Origin of the sequence: Paenibacillus sp. HJGM_3 (assembly GCF_045062745.1) — a bacterium.
GTDB lineage: Bacteria > Bacillota > Bacilli > Paenibacillales > NBRC-103111 > Paenibacillus_AA.
This window is the reverse complement of sequence record NZ_JBJGED010000013.1, coordinates 33929-48252: the sequence shown is the minus strand read 5'-3', so window position 1 is coordinate 48252 and position 14324 is coordinate 33929. Positions and strand designations below refer to the sequence as shown.

Genomic DNA, 14324 nt, shown 5'->3' with positions numbered 1-14324 from the left:
ACTCATCACTCCTCCCTGTTGACAGGCGCTGTCCATTGGGACATTCCCGGAATAATATTGGTTACTTTCGTAAACCCTTGATTCGAAAGCAGCTGTGCCGCTAAATCGCTTCGATTTCCCGTGCGACAAATCACATAAATGTTAAGGGATAAATCGAAGGTTTTCATTGTTTCTTCCAATGTTCCTAAGGGGACGGACAAGGCTCCCGGTATGTGCCCGAATGCATATTCGGCGGGTTCACGGACATCGATGAGCACAATATCATTGCCTTCTCGTTCCAATTTTTGAAGTAGTTCATCGTTCGTTACTGTAATGGGGTGCTTCGTTTCAGGTTTCACTTCAATGGGACTTGCTTTCCGAAGGTAATGAAAAATCACTTCTGCATCGACCCTGGTTCCCAAATAAGCATGGCCTACTTTTGCAGCCCAACTTTGAATATCCGCAATGGAACCTTTGTCCGTAGCCTGAACTTCCAACACACGCCCCGGCAAAAGGGCTTCCATGGCTTTTTTTGTTTTTACCATTGGCATCGGACAAGCCAGTCCTTTTGCATCCAAGATTTGATCCACTGGAATTGGCATTTCTTTTCCCTCCTGCATTTGAAATATCTCATTCTAATTATCCAGCCCCATATACCCATGGGGGTATAACAAAAACTAAAAATAATATACCCCATGGGGTATAAACAGTCAATTGGAATTGGATTCCAATATGGAGCCTTCCAGCACAAAAAAGCATGAGAACATGTTTCTCATGCGAACCCCAATGCAGAACGTCTTTTTGCGTACACATTTTACTTGCGTTACTTCACAGCATCCTTTATATCCATGTCATTCGTCTTTGTAAGATTAGCTTCATTGTTTGTAATACTTATTCCAAAAGTATCGCCTGTATTAGAGGAATTTGCTCCGGCAAACGTTTTTGAAGTACTTGCCGGTGAAGAAACAGAAATATCTCCAACCTGGAAAATGGAACTTGGGTTTAAACTCGATACTTCGATGTTTCCAACACATGAAGGCAATGTGCTCTCCCCTTCTTAACACTTTTGTTCCTTTCATGATATGCCCCCGTTATTTGTTCCGCCCCTCAATTGCGACCAAAAAAACCTTATCGCTTAAATCCAAGCAACCGCATGCTATTCAAGATTACTATTAACGCCGCACCGGTATTGGAAGGTGATGTAAATGAAAAAAGGGAATTGGCAAAGTGAAAGGGGATAAACATGAGTAAAGAAAAACCAGTCGCATGCTGCCATACGGTTTTTACGAAAGAACAGCGGGAAGAGTACAAGAACATATGGGGAGAGCTCGAAAGCAGAAGGCAAGGCATTACGGAGCTTGAAAACGGGTACCAGTATCAATTTCCAGGGGATTCGGAAACGCTGCGGCTTATCAATGAATGGGTAAGCATGGAGCGGAAATGCTGTCCGTTTTTAACGTTCACGGTCATTGCAAGCCATGCAGAGGAGCCGGTTTTGTTGCAGTTGACAGGCAACGACGAAGCAAAAGCATTCTTGCGCACGGATATTCAAACGAAAATAAACATGATTATTAACAATTGAATTCTATGTACGTGAAACTTAACAGAGTAAAAAAGAAAACCACTCGGATAAGTGGTTTTCTTTTCCCCTCATTTCCCTTCTCTGACGAACCGTTCGATCCGGTTCTTAATCGAATCCCGGACAGTTCGGAACTGGATCATGATTTCCTCTTCCGTTCCGGTCGCTTTGGCCGGATCATCGAACCCCCAGTGCCACTTCGTTACGCTCTTGTTGGAGATCACGGGGCAATGCTCGTCCGCGTGTCCGCACAGCGTGATCACATAGTCGGCCCGGTTCAGAATGTCCGGGTCGATGACATCCGAAGTATGACGGCTAATATCGACGCCGGCTTCCTTCATCACTTGAACCGCGCGCGGGTTCAATCCGTGGGCTTCGAGCCCGGCACTTTTCACCTCATAGTTGTCGCTGCCAAGTGCTCTCAGAAAGCCGTCCGCGATTTGACTTCTGCAGGAGTTCCCCGTACATAGAAAGTAAACCAAAGGTTTGTTCTCCATCGTTAATAGCTCCTTTTCGTTTGTTTGCTGCCCCATGCGGTTCTTACAATCCACGCGACCCCCACGATCCCGCCGATAAACGCAGCTATGCATAACCATACGTTTACGCTGAACGATTGTACAAAATCAAGCCACAAATAAAGACCGGTGAGCGTGATAAACAAGGTCGGGATGGTTAAAATCACGCCGATTTTAAAATAAGTCCCCCAGCTGATCTTTACATTTTTCGCGGATAGGACATGCAGCCAAAGCAGCGTGGCCAGCGATCCGATCGGGGTGATCTTCGGACCCAAATCGGAACCGATCACATTGGCGTAGATGAGCGCTTCCCGCACAACCCCTTGGGTGACGGTACCCTGGATCGCCAGCGCATCGATCATGACCGTCGGCATGTTATTCATAATGGACGACAGGATCGCCGCGATAAAGCCCATGCCTACCGTCGTCGCGAACAGACCGTTATCCGCAACCGCTTCAATGACGCTCCCTAATGCATCGGTCAACCCGGCGTTCCTTAATCCATATACGACCACGTACATGCCGATCGAGAAAATGACAACCGCCCATGGCGCTTCTTTGATGAGTTTCCGTGTATGAATAACCGGGCTTTTTCTCGCGGCGAACAAAAAGGCGATAGCGGCGATCCCGGCAATGAAGGAAACGGGGATGGACAGAAATTCGCTGGCGAAATACGCGATCAGCAAGGCGGCGAGAATGACCCAAGAGAACTGGAACAGTCTCCGATCCTTTATCGCTTCTTTCGGCTTCTTGAGCTGAGCAAGGTTGTACGTCTTCGGAAGGCTAGTCCGAAAATACAAATACAAAACGAGGAGACTCGCCATAATCGAAAAGAACGTAGGCACGATCATGCGGCTGGCGTATTCGGCGAATCCGATCTCGAAATAATCGGCGGATACGATATTCACCAAATTACTGACGACGAGCGGCAGCGAGGCCGTATCGGCGATAAACCCGCTCGCCATGATGTAAGGCAGTATCGTCTTTTCCTCGAAGTTAAGCGCCCGGACCATCGCGAGCACAATCGGAGTGATGATCAAGGCAGCGCCATCATTGGCGAACAGGGCGGCGACCGCCGATCCCAGCAGGATGATAAAGGTAAACATCAGCATCCCATTTCCTCGTGCCAACCGGGCCATATGTAAGGCGGCCCACTCAAAAAAACCGATCTTATCCAGCACGAGCGAGATTAGGATGATCGCTACAAAAGCCAAGGTTGCATTCCAAACGATGCCGGTTACGGTACCGACATCCGCGATACTGACCACGCCGCATAGTAAGGCAAGGATGGCGCCTGCGCCGGCCGACCAACCGATATTCAATCCTCTCGGCTGCCAGATGACGAATGTCAAGGTGATCACAAAAATAAGAAAGGCTACGTAAACCATCCAAGTCCTCCTGAATTAATTGCAGCACGTATTATCTTCACATGAAGCCGACTGAATCTTCTCTAATTGAGAGGGGATCTGCTTTAGAATTTCCGCAATATAAGGCCGGTCTAGAATGCTTAAGGAATAATAGATCCATTGGCCTTTCCTCGATTCCTTCACCAAGCCGCCATCCTTTAATTTTCGCATATGCTGACTTACGTTAGGCTGGCTCGTTTGCAGCAGTTCCACAATCTCGCATACGCAAAGCTCCTTTTCATTCAGCAAAGCGACGATCGAAAGCCGGTTTCGATCCCCCAACAGCTTCAGAACGTCGGCCATTTCTTCGATTTGGTTCATTGATTCGCACACTCCAATTTATTTGTAAATCATTATATAATTATTCCGTTATATATAAAAGTTAAGAAAATGTAAAAAACAGATTCAAAATCATTTCCTTAGGTTTGAGTCGCAAAAAATCCGTTTAGTATCATAGGGAGGACTAAGTAATACTTTATCGAAAATAGAAAAAACCTTACTGACAGGGGGCAAGAAAATGTCTGACCGGGAATTCCTGGAAATATTACAAAGCAACAAAAAAATCATTATATCCTCTTGGTACGAGCGGCTAGTCTTACATTTCCCCGGATTTCATAACCATGAACATCTTATGCAAGAATCCTATACATACTTCGATTATTTGCTGGAATTGAATACCCCGTTAGAAGAGCACCCGCTTCAGGCCGGCATTTCCCTTGTATGCGAACAACTTATTAAAAGAGACGTCTCCGTAGCCCATATTGTACATAGCAACCAGTTGATGGTCGATTCCATTTTGTATTTTGTGGCGGAACATCCTCTTGGTAAAGAGATCCCGCTCCGCTTGATCAGAAAGATCACACACCGCGTATTTGAGTATGAAAGAGCGGTTCTTGATGAATACCATGCGATTTTAATTAATCGTTTACAAAAAAATGAACAAACCATTACGGCTCTGCACGAATCGAGATTGACGATCATAGGAAAAATGGCGGCTAGTATGGCGCATGAGATAAGAAACCCATTGACAACCATATTAGGCTTCTTGAAGCTGCTGCGTAATGCAGTAATAAACAATCAAGCATCCAAATTAATATCTTATTTAGAAACGATTGAAAGTGAATTTAACAATATTCAATTGCAAATTACAGGTTTCCTAAGCTTCTCCAAGAAAGACTTGATTGAAGAGCCTTTTGAACAAATTTCATCCAACACGCTGATTAAATCGGTGATCGCCTTAATCACCCCTAGATTGATCAACGATCGGATTGATTTTCAATATATCGAGGGGACGGATATCCCTCTCCACATTCAAAAAATTGCGTTGCAGCAGGTTCTATCCAATATTATCAATAACAGTATCGATGCCCTTTCCGAGGTCGAGAAAGATAAGAAAATCATCGTAGCGAGTCGGCTTGCCGAGGATCAATACATCATCTCCGTTACTAATAACGGTCCTGAAATCCAGGAGGAAATCAAAGATTCCCTATTCGAACCTTTTGTCTCCAGTAAAAGGGACGGCACCGGGCTCGGCCTGGCGATCTGCAAACAAATCATGGTAAAAAATTCGGGCGATGTGACCTTTACATCGAGTGCAAGCGAAACAACATTTTTCATAAAATTTACGATTGAAAAAGAAAGCATTGCGCTTCCCTCATAACCCATAGCCGAAGACATATTCGGAAAATCTGCGTTTCCTCCTCTGTCGAGCATGCCGCCCGCCGCCTGCCCATACATTAGAGTAACTAATCGGATTTGGAGAGGAGATGGCCCACATGGTGAGCAGGTATTCGATCGAGAATGCGAGGGCAGGGCAGCAGCATGACGGGGGAACGGCGGCTTCGGCCCATGCGTACTCCACACTCGAGGTGTTCGGGGAAGGCACGGTGTCCGCGGCCGCCGACCGGGCGACGATCGTACTCGGGGTCGAGACGGAGAAGCCGGATCTGCAGGCGGCGCTTGAAGAGAATGCCCGGCAAATCGCGGACATCATTCAGGCGTTGTACCGGATGGGGATTCCGGCCAAGAACATCCAGACGAGCGAATATCGCATCGAGATGCAGTACGACTTCGTGGAAGGCAAGCAAGTGTTTCGCGGGTACCGGGTCACCCATATGCTGACCATAACCGCCGACCGTGTAGCCGATACAGGGCGGATCGTAAACGAGGCAGTCACTCATGGCGCCAATATTATCCGCAGTATTACGTTCTCGATCTCCAATCCGCTCGCCTATGAGAGTCAGGCGCTCACTCTGGCCCTGAGGACTGCGCGATTCAAAGCGGAGACGATGGCCACCACGATGGGAGTCCGCATCGGAGCGACACCGTACAAGGTGCAGGAGCTGTCGGCATCCACCGAGCCCATCCCATTCTACAGCGCCAAGGTGATGGCCGCAACGACCACCCCGATCCAGCCGGGTCAGCTGACGGTCAAGGCGACGGTGCGCGTCTGGTATTTTTTTGCCTGACCGGTTGTCAGCTTAGGCGGATGCCGCGATAATAGAGGTAATCTTGGCTAATCCGACAAAGGAACCGAACTTATGGCAGACACTACGCGTATCGACTGTATGAAATGCTCTTATTTCTATGTAACGTGGGATCCGAAATTTCCGAAGGGCTGCAAGGCGTTTGGCTTCAAAACGCAGACGATGCCGAGCCTAACCGTGCTGTCGTCCTCTGGGAGCCCCTGCTTGAAGTTCGAGCCCAAGACGCCGGGAGGTGTCCGATGAAACTCGCTTTCGTAGGCGATATCCACGGACGCGTGCTGCATACGATGGCCATACTGTGCGCTTGGCAAATGAAGCATCGGGTGAAGCTGGATGGCATCGTTCAGGTAGGCGATCTCGGTGCATATCCGGAGCCAAGCGAAGAAGTGCGGCAGGAAAAGTATGTCCGCCTCGACGCAGCCGAGCTTGATTACAGCCGGATGCTCCGCGCGACGGGTAAGCTGGCCGACGCGATCCGCTATGTAAGAGACCGGCATTTGAAGCCGATTCACTTCATTCGGGGCAATCATGAAGACTTCGATTGGCTGACCAGCTTAGAGCAACAATCGAGTCAAGGCGTGGCCGGCGCAGACCCCTTCGACATTTACCGGTACGTGGCAGACGGCACGATCCTGCGGCTGGGCTCCGTTACGATCGGTTTTCTAGGAGGCATTCAGACGGCCTCGGATAGTCCCCAATCGATCCTTCCGTCCGCTTATACACGGCTCCTTGGGCAATCCCCCGGAAGCTTGGACGTCCTGGTCACGCACGACGCCCCCTATGGCATCGCGACCAATTATCACGGCCATCTTCAAGGCTCTACGCTCATTACCGAGCTGATCGAGGCGATTCGACCGCGCTATCTGATTGCCGGCCATTACCACCACATGAACGGGCCCAGGCGCTACGGGGATACCACCTACTTGGGCTTGAGCGTGTTGGTCGATCTGAAGGAAGACGCGCTGGAGAAAAAAGTCCAGCCTGGCAGCCTCGCCATTCTGGACACGGATTCGAATGTTCTGAGCTATGTGACCGACGATTGGCTAGCGGAGTTTCGTGCGGGGTTCGACTTCGAGTCTTTTGTCGAGCAATTGAGGCGTTCAACGCCGGCGCTCTAGCTGAACCGCCTGCTCCAATCGGCTCATAAGCGCATCGAGCGGATTGCCGATCCGCACGCCGGTTGTCCGCTCCACCCGCCTCGCCGCCGTGGCCATCGACAACTGGGCGGCATAGATCGCCGCATTCGGGCGCTGTCGGACAAGGCGGCTCAGCCCATCGGCGACGGCCGTATGATATTCTTCGGTTCTCCCCCGCATGAACAGCTCGAACGTACCGTCCAGCATATCGTGCTCCGCTTGCACCTCGCTCCCCGCCTGCTTCGCATAGGACGACAGCCGCTTCATCGTACCCTCAACCGTGCTCGGATTCGTGAAGACGAACACCAGAGACCGGTTCTCTCGAGCTGCCTCCGCGAACAACGGCTCGTCTATCGCGATCACCGGGATCGACGGGAGCGCATCGTTTGCCGGCACCCGCTCCTCTTCCTTCAACATCGCCGCGAAGTACGTACACGTGATCAACAGCGCATCTGCATGACAGCGGGTCATCCAGTTCAGCGTCTCCACGACTTTACGCTCCGCCTCTGCCGTGCGGAAATCCGCATCCCGCTTAATGCGGTCGAGTCCGGGATCCACATAGTGGACGAGCTCCACCTCGTATTCCATCAAAGCTTGCTCGATCGCCTCAATATTGGCGTGATGCGCATGGTAGCATGCGATTGTCTTCATCTCCGATCCCCCTTAACCGGCCGCAGCAGCAACGCCCCGATCAGGAGGCATCCCATTCCGGCCGCCCATATGATCCCGGACCAAGCCAGCTTGAGCGAGTTGTGAATCGAGGAAGCCGCCCGGTCTCCCCGCGTGTCCAACACCTCGAACACGCCGATGAGCGCCCAGGCGAGCAGCACGAGATGCGCGAGCATCCAGCCGAACCCGCCGTTGCGGCTCTTCACCCACAGGATGAGCATGAACAGAATAGCCACCGTCATCACCGTGCCGACGCCGAGCTTCAGCAGCCCCGGTACTTCCGCTTCCATAACCATGTTGCCTGCCCTCCTGTCAAATCGCGAATTCCTTCATCTCCTGCTTGGTCCAGTATTCCATAAACCGCCCCTTCGAGTGCAGCAGTTCCCGAGGCGTCCCGTGTTCGCGAATCTCTCCGTCCTCCAGGAAATACACATAGTCGACATCCCGGATCGTAGACAGTCTGTGAGCTATAATAATCGTCGTACATTGGGACGCCCACTCTTTCAGGTCGGTCTGGAACATGGACTCAGTCTCCACATCCAACGCGGACGTAGGTTCATCCAGGATAAGAACCGAGGCATTCCTCATCACGGCCCGCGCGATGGCGATGCGCTGCTTTTGCCCCTGCGACAGCTTAATCCCGCGTTCGCCTACCTTGGATTCCAACTGCTCCGGCAATTGCGCAATGAACGAACGCGATTGAGACAGCTCCATCGCCCGTTCAATGTCCGCCTCAGCCGGAGCCTCCGCTCTCGAGCCTAACGCTATGTTATCCCGGATCGTCCCGTCGAACAAGTATACGTCCTGCGAGACCGCCGCCAGGTTGCTCCGGTAAGAGCCCAGCCGGTACGATTCAATCGCGGTCCCGTCTACCCGGATGGTGCCGGACTGCGGTTGATAGAATCGGTAGAGCAGCTTCACAATCGTACTCTTCCCTCCGCCGCTCGGGCCTACGAATGCGACCGAGGAGCCGGCCGGGATCGTGAAGCTGACGTTATTCAATACCCTTCGGCCTTCCTCATATTGAAAGCTGACGCCTTCGAACGAGATGGACGGAGCCGGCGTCGCCAGTTCCCGCCCATTGCCGTCGTCCTCCGGGTCCAGCTCCATGATGTCCAGCAGCTTCTCCGCTCCGGCGGATACCTTTTGAAGCGAATTAATGATCTCTACAATACTGGCGAACGGAGCCGCGGCCTTGTCGAGCAGCGTGATGAACGCCACGAGACCGCCCACCCCGATGTCCCCATTGACCATCATGAATGCGCCTACCGTAATGCCGATCAGGAAACCGAGTTTCTCCGGAATCGCTCGCACCGCTTCCCGGACCGCCCACATTTTCTCCATGGATATCCACAACGGGATACTGATACCGAACACTTGGTTCACCTTGCGCATGGTCGCTTGCTCCAGCTGATTCATCTTGATCTCCCGCATCCCGGCGAGCGTCTCCCCTATATGGAAAAACCACTCCCGCCCCATCTCTTGCTGCCGGGCGACGAGATCCTTATACCGCTCCTTGATGATCAAATTGCTGACCAGCTGCAGAGGGCCGACCGCTAAGGCGATCAAACCCAGCACCGGATGGACGACCATCAAATAGAGTCCGACGGACACGAACGAAATCGGCAGGGAGATCAGGCGAAGCACGTCGAACACAATGAAGTGCTTGAACACCTCAAGCTCGTTAAACAAAATATTTTTGGCGTGGGAGCTGTTCTTGTTCTCATGGTAGCTTAGCGAGAGCCGGGTGAGCTGGCCCAGTACCATCTCTCTCATCGCAAAGACGATATTCGTATTCACGATCTGGTTGAACACGCGCGCGGTCAGCGTGCACACGATACCAAGCGCAATGAAGCCGGTGAACGCGATAAGCAGATTCCAGAGGGATTCCTTCGGAATATTCGGCGCCAGATCGAACAGCCTGCGGTTCGTCTCCGCGAACAGCAGTGAAGCGGCAGTCACCCCGAGTTGAAGCAAGATAACCGTGATGTAGAGTCCCTTGAAGCGGCTGACTAGATGAAGGAACTGCTTGAAGCCTCTTCGCCTTACCAGCTGAATGACGCTGCGTTGTTTGGAACTGGACTGCACATATTCACGCTCCTTTGGCTTATGGTTGCTCATTTTTATGGAATTCGATGGAAACGATGGATTTCCTTTAACCAAAAAAAGAAGATCCCTCTCGGTAGCTCGGGATCTTCTTTTTCGCCATGAACTCTTAGTGACCTTGGGATATCGGCTGCTTTCCCTCCCTGGTTGCGGCTTTGACGATTCGGATGTTCGCTGGGAGTTCCGGCATGGCATTGACGGATTTGACTGCGTCGGTCTTCTTCTTCGGCTTCTCCCAGTACTTTTTGTTACCGGGCAAATCGTCGAACCATGAAGCCTCGTCCGGGCAATCCAGCGTCATAAATTTACCGTAGTCTCCGTCACGGGATTGATGGTATTTCAGGTAAGCTTTCCCATTCTCGATCGCCAGAATCTCGATTTTGCCCGAGGTATGGCTCATCGAGAGCCTTACCTGTTTGCCTAGTCCGGATGTGAGGGCTTTCGCTTTCTCGACGATCTCGTAAACCTCTTTCAATGGCAGGACGAACGCCTTGTTGCCCGCCACCGGCCGGTTTACGAAGAAGTAGTACGGCGTGACGCCGGCCCAGGAAAGCCGATCCAGCAGCTCACCAAGCACCGTCGGATCGTCGTTGATGCCGCGCAGGACGGGCGTCTGGTTGACCACGATCGCGCCGGCCTGGTGGAGCGCCTCGAATCCCTTTATCGCTTCGGCCGTGATTTCGCGCGGATGGTTGATGTGAGCCATGACGTAGATCCGTTTCTCAGGTGTGGAATGCTCCCGGATAAGATCCAGCAGGCCTTCGTCTTCATAAATGCGCATAGGGTTGAAGACCGGGAGCTTCGAGCCGAGGCGGATGATTTTGACGTGGTCGATCGCGCGCAGCCGCTCGAATATCGTCCTTAACTTTGGTGTGCCGAGGATCAGGCTGTCGCCTCCGGTTAGCAGCACGTTGCTGATCTCAGGATGCTCCGCGATATACTGCAAGCCGGGCTCCACATCCGACACGGCTTCCTTCACGTCGTTGCGGAATAGGCGTTTGCGGAAACAGTATCGGCAGTATGCGCCGCAAACCTCGGACACGATCAGGAGCGCGGTAGAACCGTACTTGTGCTGGCAGCCGGGCACCACATAATTGGTATCCTCGTCCGAGGCGTCCCATCGGCCGTACTCCCCGAGTTCGTCCTCGTTAGGGATGACCAGCTTGCGGATCGGATCGGCAGGATCGTTCCAATCGATCAGGTTCAGGTAATAATCGTTTACTCGGAATACGAACTTCTCCGTGATGCTTTTGAGCTTTTGGCGGTCCTTCTCCGGAATATGCGTTAACTTGTCGATGTCGGTGATGTACTTCGGTTGTGCCATATGAACCCTCCTCTTTGTGAATTTCTTTCCCGGCAATGCTGTATCAGGCAATAAAAAAGACCCGCCGCACGGGTCAATAGACAGCGGAGCAGAAGTCCGCCGTAAAATGCCTGACCCATCCAAAGCTGACGAGGTTAGCTGACGGACTCGGGATAGATGGTTCCCTACGGTCCATATGGACCGATACGCCCCAATAAAAAAATGGTTCCCCCGCTTTCCGGTCACCCGGAAATTAAGCTCGGTTATAGTTCTAGGAAAGAACTTACATAGGATTACATTATCAAAAGAATATGCATCTGACAACTTTATTTTTTTGTACAAGTTGTCTGTAAATAATTTGTAAATTATAATTACAAATACTTTCCGATCTCCCAGGGATGCACTTCGGCAGCGAAGGCATCCGCTTCAGCCTGTTTGTTCTGAACATAAAATTCGAACAAGTGGTTGCCCATGACGTCGCGGATCATCTCGTCCTCCTTCATGTGATCCAGGGCGGCCCTCAAGTCGCGCGGATAATTCTCGAGTCCGCCGGCTCCCTGATCCGCCACATCCCTGTTGTAAAGGTTGCCGACGGCTTCCGGCGGCAGCGGCGTTTGACAGCGGATTCCCTCCAAGCCGGCTTTCAGCATAACGGCGAACAACAAATAGGGATTCGCGGTCGGATCCGGCGGCCGGTACTCTACGCGGGTTTGCGGTCCCCGGGCGCCTGGAATCCGGATCGTCGCCGTCCGGTTGCTGCGCGACCACGCGATGTTCGTCGGCGCTTCATAACCGGGCATTAGGCGCTTATACGAATTCACGGTAGGATTAGCTATGGCAGACATTCCTTTCGCATGCTGGAGCAGGCCGGCGATGAAGCGGTTCGCCGTCTCGCTGAGCCCGCTAGCGGAATCCCGGTGGTAGAAGGCGTTAATGCCGTCCGCTCTTTGCAGGGACAGATTGCAGTGCATGGCATTGCCATTGCGGCCGGAAAACGGTTTGGGCATGAAAGAAGCAAATAACCCGTTGCGGCTCGCCACATGGAGCACGATTTGCTTAAAGGTTTGCCACCGATCGGCAATCTCAAGGGCGTCGCCGAACCGGAAATTGATCTCGTGCTGGCCGGGCGCGACCTCGTGATGCCCGGCTTCAATGCGAAAACCATGGTTACGCATCACCTCCATGATCTCCATGCGTGTCCGTTCTCCACGGTCCAACGGGAATACATCGCAATATCCGCCCGTATCGTGGACGTCTACCGTTGGGTTTCCCTGGGCGTCGAGCGGAAACAGAAAGAACTCGCCCTCGATCCCGACCTGCAGCATGAAGCCTAATTGTTCTGCTTCCTCTAGCGAGCGCCTCAGCATGCTTCTGGTGCAGCCCTGCGCCGGTACACCTTCCATGTCGCACACGTCGCAAAAAACGGCAGCGACAGGCCATTCCCCTTCTGCCGACCGCCACCGCTGGAGATGCAGGGTGCGCGGGTCCGGTATCAGCAGCAGGTCCGATTCCTCGACACCACTGAAGCCCGCGACGGACGACCCGTCGAACAGAATCCTCCCTTCCATTGCCGTATCCCATTCCTCACGGTGAATCATGAGTTGTTTCGCCGCACCGAACAGATCGGTAAATTGAAGGAGCAAGTATTCGACTTCCATCTCCGCCAGACGTTCCTTCGTCAATCCTCGATTCATGCGTTCCTCCTTAAACACCGAGTTTTCTTTCAAACGTGCTAACCTAGAGAATCTTGCTCAGAAACTCCTGGGTGCGTTCGTGCTGCGGACGGTTGAACATATCGTCGGGAGAGGCCTCCTCGACGATTTTTCCCTTGTCCATGAACACGACTCGATCCGCCACTTCACGGGCAAAGCCCATTTCATGCGTAACAACGATCATGGTCATGCCCTCCCTAGCCAGCGTTTTCATAACGCTCAGCACCTCGCCGACCAATTCAGGGTCGAGGGCGGAGGTCGGCTCGTCGAACAGCATGATCTTGGGGTTCATTGCGAGCGCGCGGGCGATGGCGACCCGCTGCATTTGTCCGCCGGACAGCTGATGCGGGAAGACGCCTGCCTTGTCTTGCAGACCTACCTTCTCCAGCAGCACCAAAGCGATATCGCTCGCTTCCTTCTTCTTCAATTTCCTGACCTTGACGGGTGCCAGCATAATGTTGTCGATCACGCTCTTGTGGCTGAACAGGTTAAAGCGCTGAAACACCATCCCGACCTCGGTACGCAGCGCATTGATGTCCGTTTTCGGATCACGAAGGTCGTGTCCATTCACGACCGCTTCTCCGCCGCTGATTTCCTCCAGCAGGTTCAGGCAGCGCAGAAACGTGCTTTTCCCCGATCCGGACGGACCGATGACGCACACCACTTCGCTTTCCGTGACGTCGCAGTCAACACCGCTCAGCACCTCAAGCTCATCGAACCGCTTAGTCAGTCCTTTGACGTGAATCATCGTTATCCAATCCTCCTTTCGATCGATCGCAGAATGAAGGAGATGGCGAGAGTGAGGAGGAGATACATGACGGCGATAATCGTATAAATCTCGAATGCGTTAAATTCGGTCGACACGATCTCCTGCCCGTTCCGCATCAATTCGCCGACGGCAATGATCGATAGCAGGGACGTATCCTTCAGACTGATGATGAATTGATTGCCCAGCGGCGGAATCATCCTCTTGAAGGCTTGCGGAAATACGATGTGTACGAAGCTTTGCGTCTTGGATAAACCCAGCGAGCGGCCCGCTTCGTCCTGCCCTCTGTCGATCGATTGGATCGAACCTCTCACGATTTCGGCGATATAGGCGCCCGCATTTACGGCGATGACGATAATCCCCGCCTGAACCGAGGAAATCCGAAATCCGGTCGTTTGCACCAGCAGCTGGTTCAAGCCGAAAAACAGCCACACCGCCTGCACCAGCAGAGGTGTGCCGCGAATGGCCTCGACATATACCGTCGACACCACTCGAAGCAGTCGTTTCCGGGATAACCTGGCCAAACCCGCCAGCAGTCCGATGGCAAAACCGATGATGAGTCCAAAAACCGCGATCAGCAGCGTAAGCTCCAAGCCTTTCATCAGGTAGGGCAGCGAGGCAATCGCACTGGCAAAATCCAGGTCAATGCTGGCTGTCATCCGGTCGC

The 14324-nt window shown here is 52.5% G+C and carries 16 protein-coding genes and 1 riboswitch; of the genes, 4 read left to right on the top strand and 12 right to left on the bottom strand.

Annotated elements, in window-relative coordinates:
• Positions 1 to 5: 5 nt before the first annotated feature.
• Both ACI5FR_RS15850 and ACI5FR_RS15845 read right to left on the bottom strand, forming a co-directional pair.
• Positions 6 to 581, bottom strand: a complete 576-nt coding sequence (locus ACI5FR_RS15850) for a sulfurtransferase TusA family protein (protein WP_405455896.1) — start codon at positions 579 to 581, stop codon at positions 6 to 8.
• Between the two features lie 221 nt (positions 582 to 802).
• Complete coding sequence (locus ACI5FR_RS15845) at positions 803 to 1021, bottom strand: spore germination protein (RefSeq protein ID WP_405455894.1); 219 nt, start codon at positions 1019 to 1021, stop codon at positions 803 to 805.
• Positions 1022 to 1222: 201 nt separating this feature from the next.
• Here ACI5FR_RS15845 and ACI5FR_RS15840 point away from each other — a divergent pair, with 201 nt between their 5' ends.
• Entirely contained in the window at positions 1223 to 1561 is a 339-nt protein-coding gene (locus ACI5FR_RS15840) for a hypothetical protein (protein ID WP_405455892.1), read from the top strand.
• 68 nt (positions 1562 to 1629) lie between these two features.
• Here the strand turns inward: ACI5FR_RS15840 and arsC are convergent, their stop codons facing one another.
• From arsC to ACI5FR_RS15825, 3 genes are read right to left on the bottom strand one after another with little or no spacing between them, the layout of a single operon-like run.
• Positions 1630 to 2055 carry an arsenate reductase (thioredoxin) gene (gene arsC, locus ACI5FR_RS15835; protein WP_405455889.1) on the bottom strand — a complete coding sequence of 142 codons (426 nt, stop codon included), beginning with the start codon at positions 2053 to 2055 and terminating at the stop codon, positions 1630 to 1632.
• A 2-nt stretch (positions 2056 to 2057) separates the two neighbouring features.
• On the bottom strand, positions 2058 to 3461 hold the full coding sequence (locus tag ACI5FR_RS15830) for an arsenic transporter (protein ID WP_405455887.1): 1404 nt from the start codon (positions 3459 to 3461) through the stop codon (positions 2058 to 2060).
• A gap of 15 nt (positions 3462 to 3476) precedes the next feature.
• Positions 3477 to 3800 carry an ArsR/SmtB family transcription factor gene (locus ACI5FR_RS15825; protein ID WP_405455885.1) on the bottom strand — a complete coding sequence of 108 codons (324 nt, stop codon included), beginning with the start codon at positions 3798 to 3800 and terminating at the stop codon, positions 3477 to 3479.
• 196 nt (positions 3801 to 3996) lie between these two features.
• Here ACI5FR_RS15825 and ACI5FR_RS15820 point away from each other — a divergent pair, with 196 nt between their 5' ends.
• The 3 genes from ACI5FR_RS15820 (at position 3997) to ACI5FR_RS15810 (ending at position 7083) form a co-directional block, all read left to right on the top strand.
• Complete coding sequence (locus ACI5FR_RS15820) at positions 3997 to 5139, top strand: sensor histidine kinase (RefSeq protein ID WP_405455883.1); 1143 nt, start codon at positions 3997 to 3999, stop codon at positions 5137 to 5139.
• A gap of 115 nt (positions 5140 to 5254) precedes the next feature.
• Positions 5255 to 5947 carry an SIMPL domain-containing protein gene (locus ACI5FR_RS15815; protein ID WP_405455881.1) on the top strand — a complete coding sequence of 231 codons (693 nt, stop codon included), beginning with the start codon at positions 5255 to 5257 and terminating at the stop codon, positions 5945 to 5947.
• A gap of 257 nt (positions 5948 to 6204) precedes the next feature.
• The gene (locus ACI5FR_RS15810) at positions 6205 to 7083 is read left to right on the top strand and encodes a metallophosphoesterase family protein (RefSeq protein ID WP_405455879.1); all 879 of its coding nucleotides are present in this window, start codon (positions 6205 to 6207) and stop codon (positions 7081 to 7083) included.
• Here the strand turns inward: ACI5FR_RS15810 and ACI5FR_RS15805 are convergent.
• The 7 genes from ACI5FR_RS15805 to ACI5FR_RS15775 form a co-directional block, all read right to left on the bottom strand.
• On the bottom strand, positions 7066 to 7752 hold the full coding sequence (locus ACI5FR_RS15805; protein ID WP_405455877.1) for an aspartate/glutamate racemase family protein: 687 nt from the start codon (positions 7750 to 7752) through the stop codon (positions 7066 to 7068). The two genes, ACI5FR_RS15810 and ACI5FR_RS15805, sit on opposite strands and share 18 nt — an antisense overlap.
• Complete coding sequence (locus ACI5FR_RS15800; protein ID WP_405455875.1) at positions 7749 to 8066, bottom strand: hypothetical protein; 318 nt, start codon at positions 8064 to 8066, stop codon at positions 7749 to 7751. The genes ACI5FR_RS15805 and ACI5FR_RS15800 overlap by 4 nt, the downstream gene beginning before the upstream one ends.
• A gap of 16 nt (positions 8067 to 8082) precedes the next feature.
• Positions 8083 to 9858 (bottom strand): ABC transporter ATP-binding protein, encoded by a 1776-nt coding sequence (locus ACI5FR_RS15795; protein ID WP_405455873.1) that lies wholly within the window; start codon positions 9856 to 9858, stop codon positions 8083 to 8085.
• 127 nt (positions 9859 to 9985) lie between these two features.
• Complete coding sequence (locus ACI5FR_RS15790) at positions 9986 to 11200, bottom strand: KamA family radical SAM protein (protein WP_405455871.1); 1215 nt, start codon at positions 11198 to 11200, stop codon at positions 9986 to 9988.
• A gap of 108 nt (positions 11201 to 11308) precedes the next feature.
• Positions 11309 to 11449: riboswitch (cyclic di-AMP (ydaO/yuaA leader) on the bottom strand.
• Between the two features lie 101 nt (positions 11450 to 11550).
• Entirely contained in the window at positions 11551 to 12873 is a 1323-nt protein-coding gene (glnA, locus tag ACI5FR_RS15785; RefSeq protein ID WP_405455869.1) for a type I glutamate--ammonia ligase, read from the bottom strand.
• Positions 12874 to 12916: 43 nt separating this feature from the next.
• Positions 12917 to 13639 carry an amino acid ABC transporter ATP-binding protein gene (locus tag ACI5FR_RS15780; RefSeq protein ID WP_405455867.1) on the bottom strand — a complete coding sequence of 241 codons (723 nt, stop codon included), beginning with the start codon at positions 13637 to 13639 and terminating at the stop codon, positions 12917 to 12919.
• Positions 13640 to 13641: 2 nt separating this feature from the next.
• Positions 13642 to 14316, bottom strand: coding sequence for an amino acid ABC transporter permease (locus ACI5FR_RS15775; RefSeq protein WP_405455865.1), 675 nt, complete (start codon positions 14314 to 14316; stop codon positions 13642 to 13644).
• Positions 14317 to 14324: the final 8 nt, after the last annotated feature.

Excerpts from the sequence above, each read along its gene's own strand:
- ACI5FR_RS15850 (WP_405455896.1), bottom strand. The coding sequence starts at position 581 with ATGCCAATTCCAGTGGATCAAATCTTGGATGCAAAAGGACTGGCTTGT.
- ACI5FR_RS15840 (WP_405455892.1), top strand. The coding sequence starts at position 1,223 with ATGAGTAAAGAAAAACCAGTCGCATGCTGCCATACGGTTTTTACGAAA.
- arsC (WP_405455889.1), bottom strand. The coding sequence starts at position 2,055 with ATGGAGAACAAACCTTTGGTTTACTTTCTATGTACGGGGAACTCCTGC.
- ACI5FR_RS15830 (WP_405455887.1), bottom strand. The coding sequence starts at position 3,461 with ATGGTTTACGTAGCCTTTCTTATTTTTGTGATCACCTTGACATTCGTC.
- ACI5FR_RS15825 (WP_405455885.1), bottom strand. The coding sequence starts at position 3,800 with ATGAACCAAATCGAAGAAATGGCCGACGTTCTGAAGCTGTTGGGGGAT.
- ACI5FR_RS15820 (WP_405455883.1), top strand. The coding sequence starts at position 3,997 with ATGTCTGACCGGGAATTCCTGGAAATATTACAAAGCAACAAAAAAATC.
- ACI5FR_RS15815 (WP_405455881.1), top strand. The coding sequence starts at position 5,255 with ATGGTGAGCAGGTATTCGATCGAGAATGCGAGGGCAGGGCAGCAGCAT.
- ACI5FR_RS15810 (WP_405455879.1), top strand. The coding sequence starts at position 6,205 with ATGAAACTCGCTTTCGTAGGCGATATCCACGGACGCGTGCTGCATACG.
- ACI5FR_RS15805 (WP_405455877.1), bottom strand. The coding sequence starts at position 7,752 with ATGAAGACAATCGCATGCTACCATGCGCATCACGCCAATATTGAGGCG.
- ACI5FR_RS15800 (WP_405455875.1), bottom strand. The coding sequence starts at position 8,066 with ATGGTTATGGAAGCGGAAGTACCGGGGCTGCTGAAGCTCGGCGTCGGC.
- ACI5FR_RS15790 (WP_405455871.1), bottom strand. The coding sequence starts at position 11,200 with ATGGCACAACCGAAGTACATCACCGACATCGACAAGTTAACGCATATT.
- glnA (WP_405455869.1), bottom strand. The coding sequence starts at position 12,873 with ATGAATCGAGGATTGACGAAGGAACGTCTGGCGGAGATGGAAGTCGAA.
- ACI5FR_RS15780 (WP_405455867.1), bottom strand. The coding sequence starts at position 13,639 with ATGATTCACGTCAAAGGACTGACTAAGCGGTTCGATGAGCTTGAGGTG.
- ACI5FR_RS15775 (WP_405455865.1), bottom strand. The coding sequence starts at position 14,316 with ATGACAGCCAGCATTGACCTGGATTTTGCCAGTGCGATTGCCTCGCTG.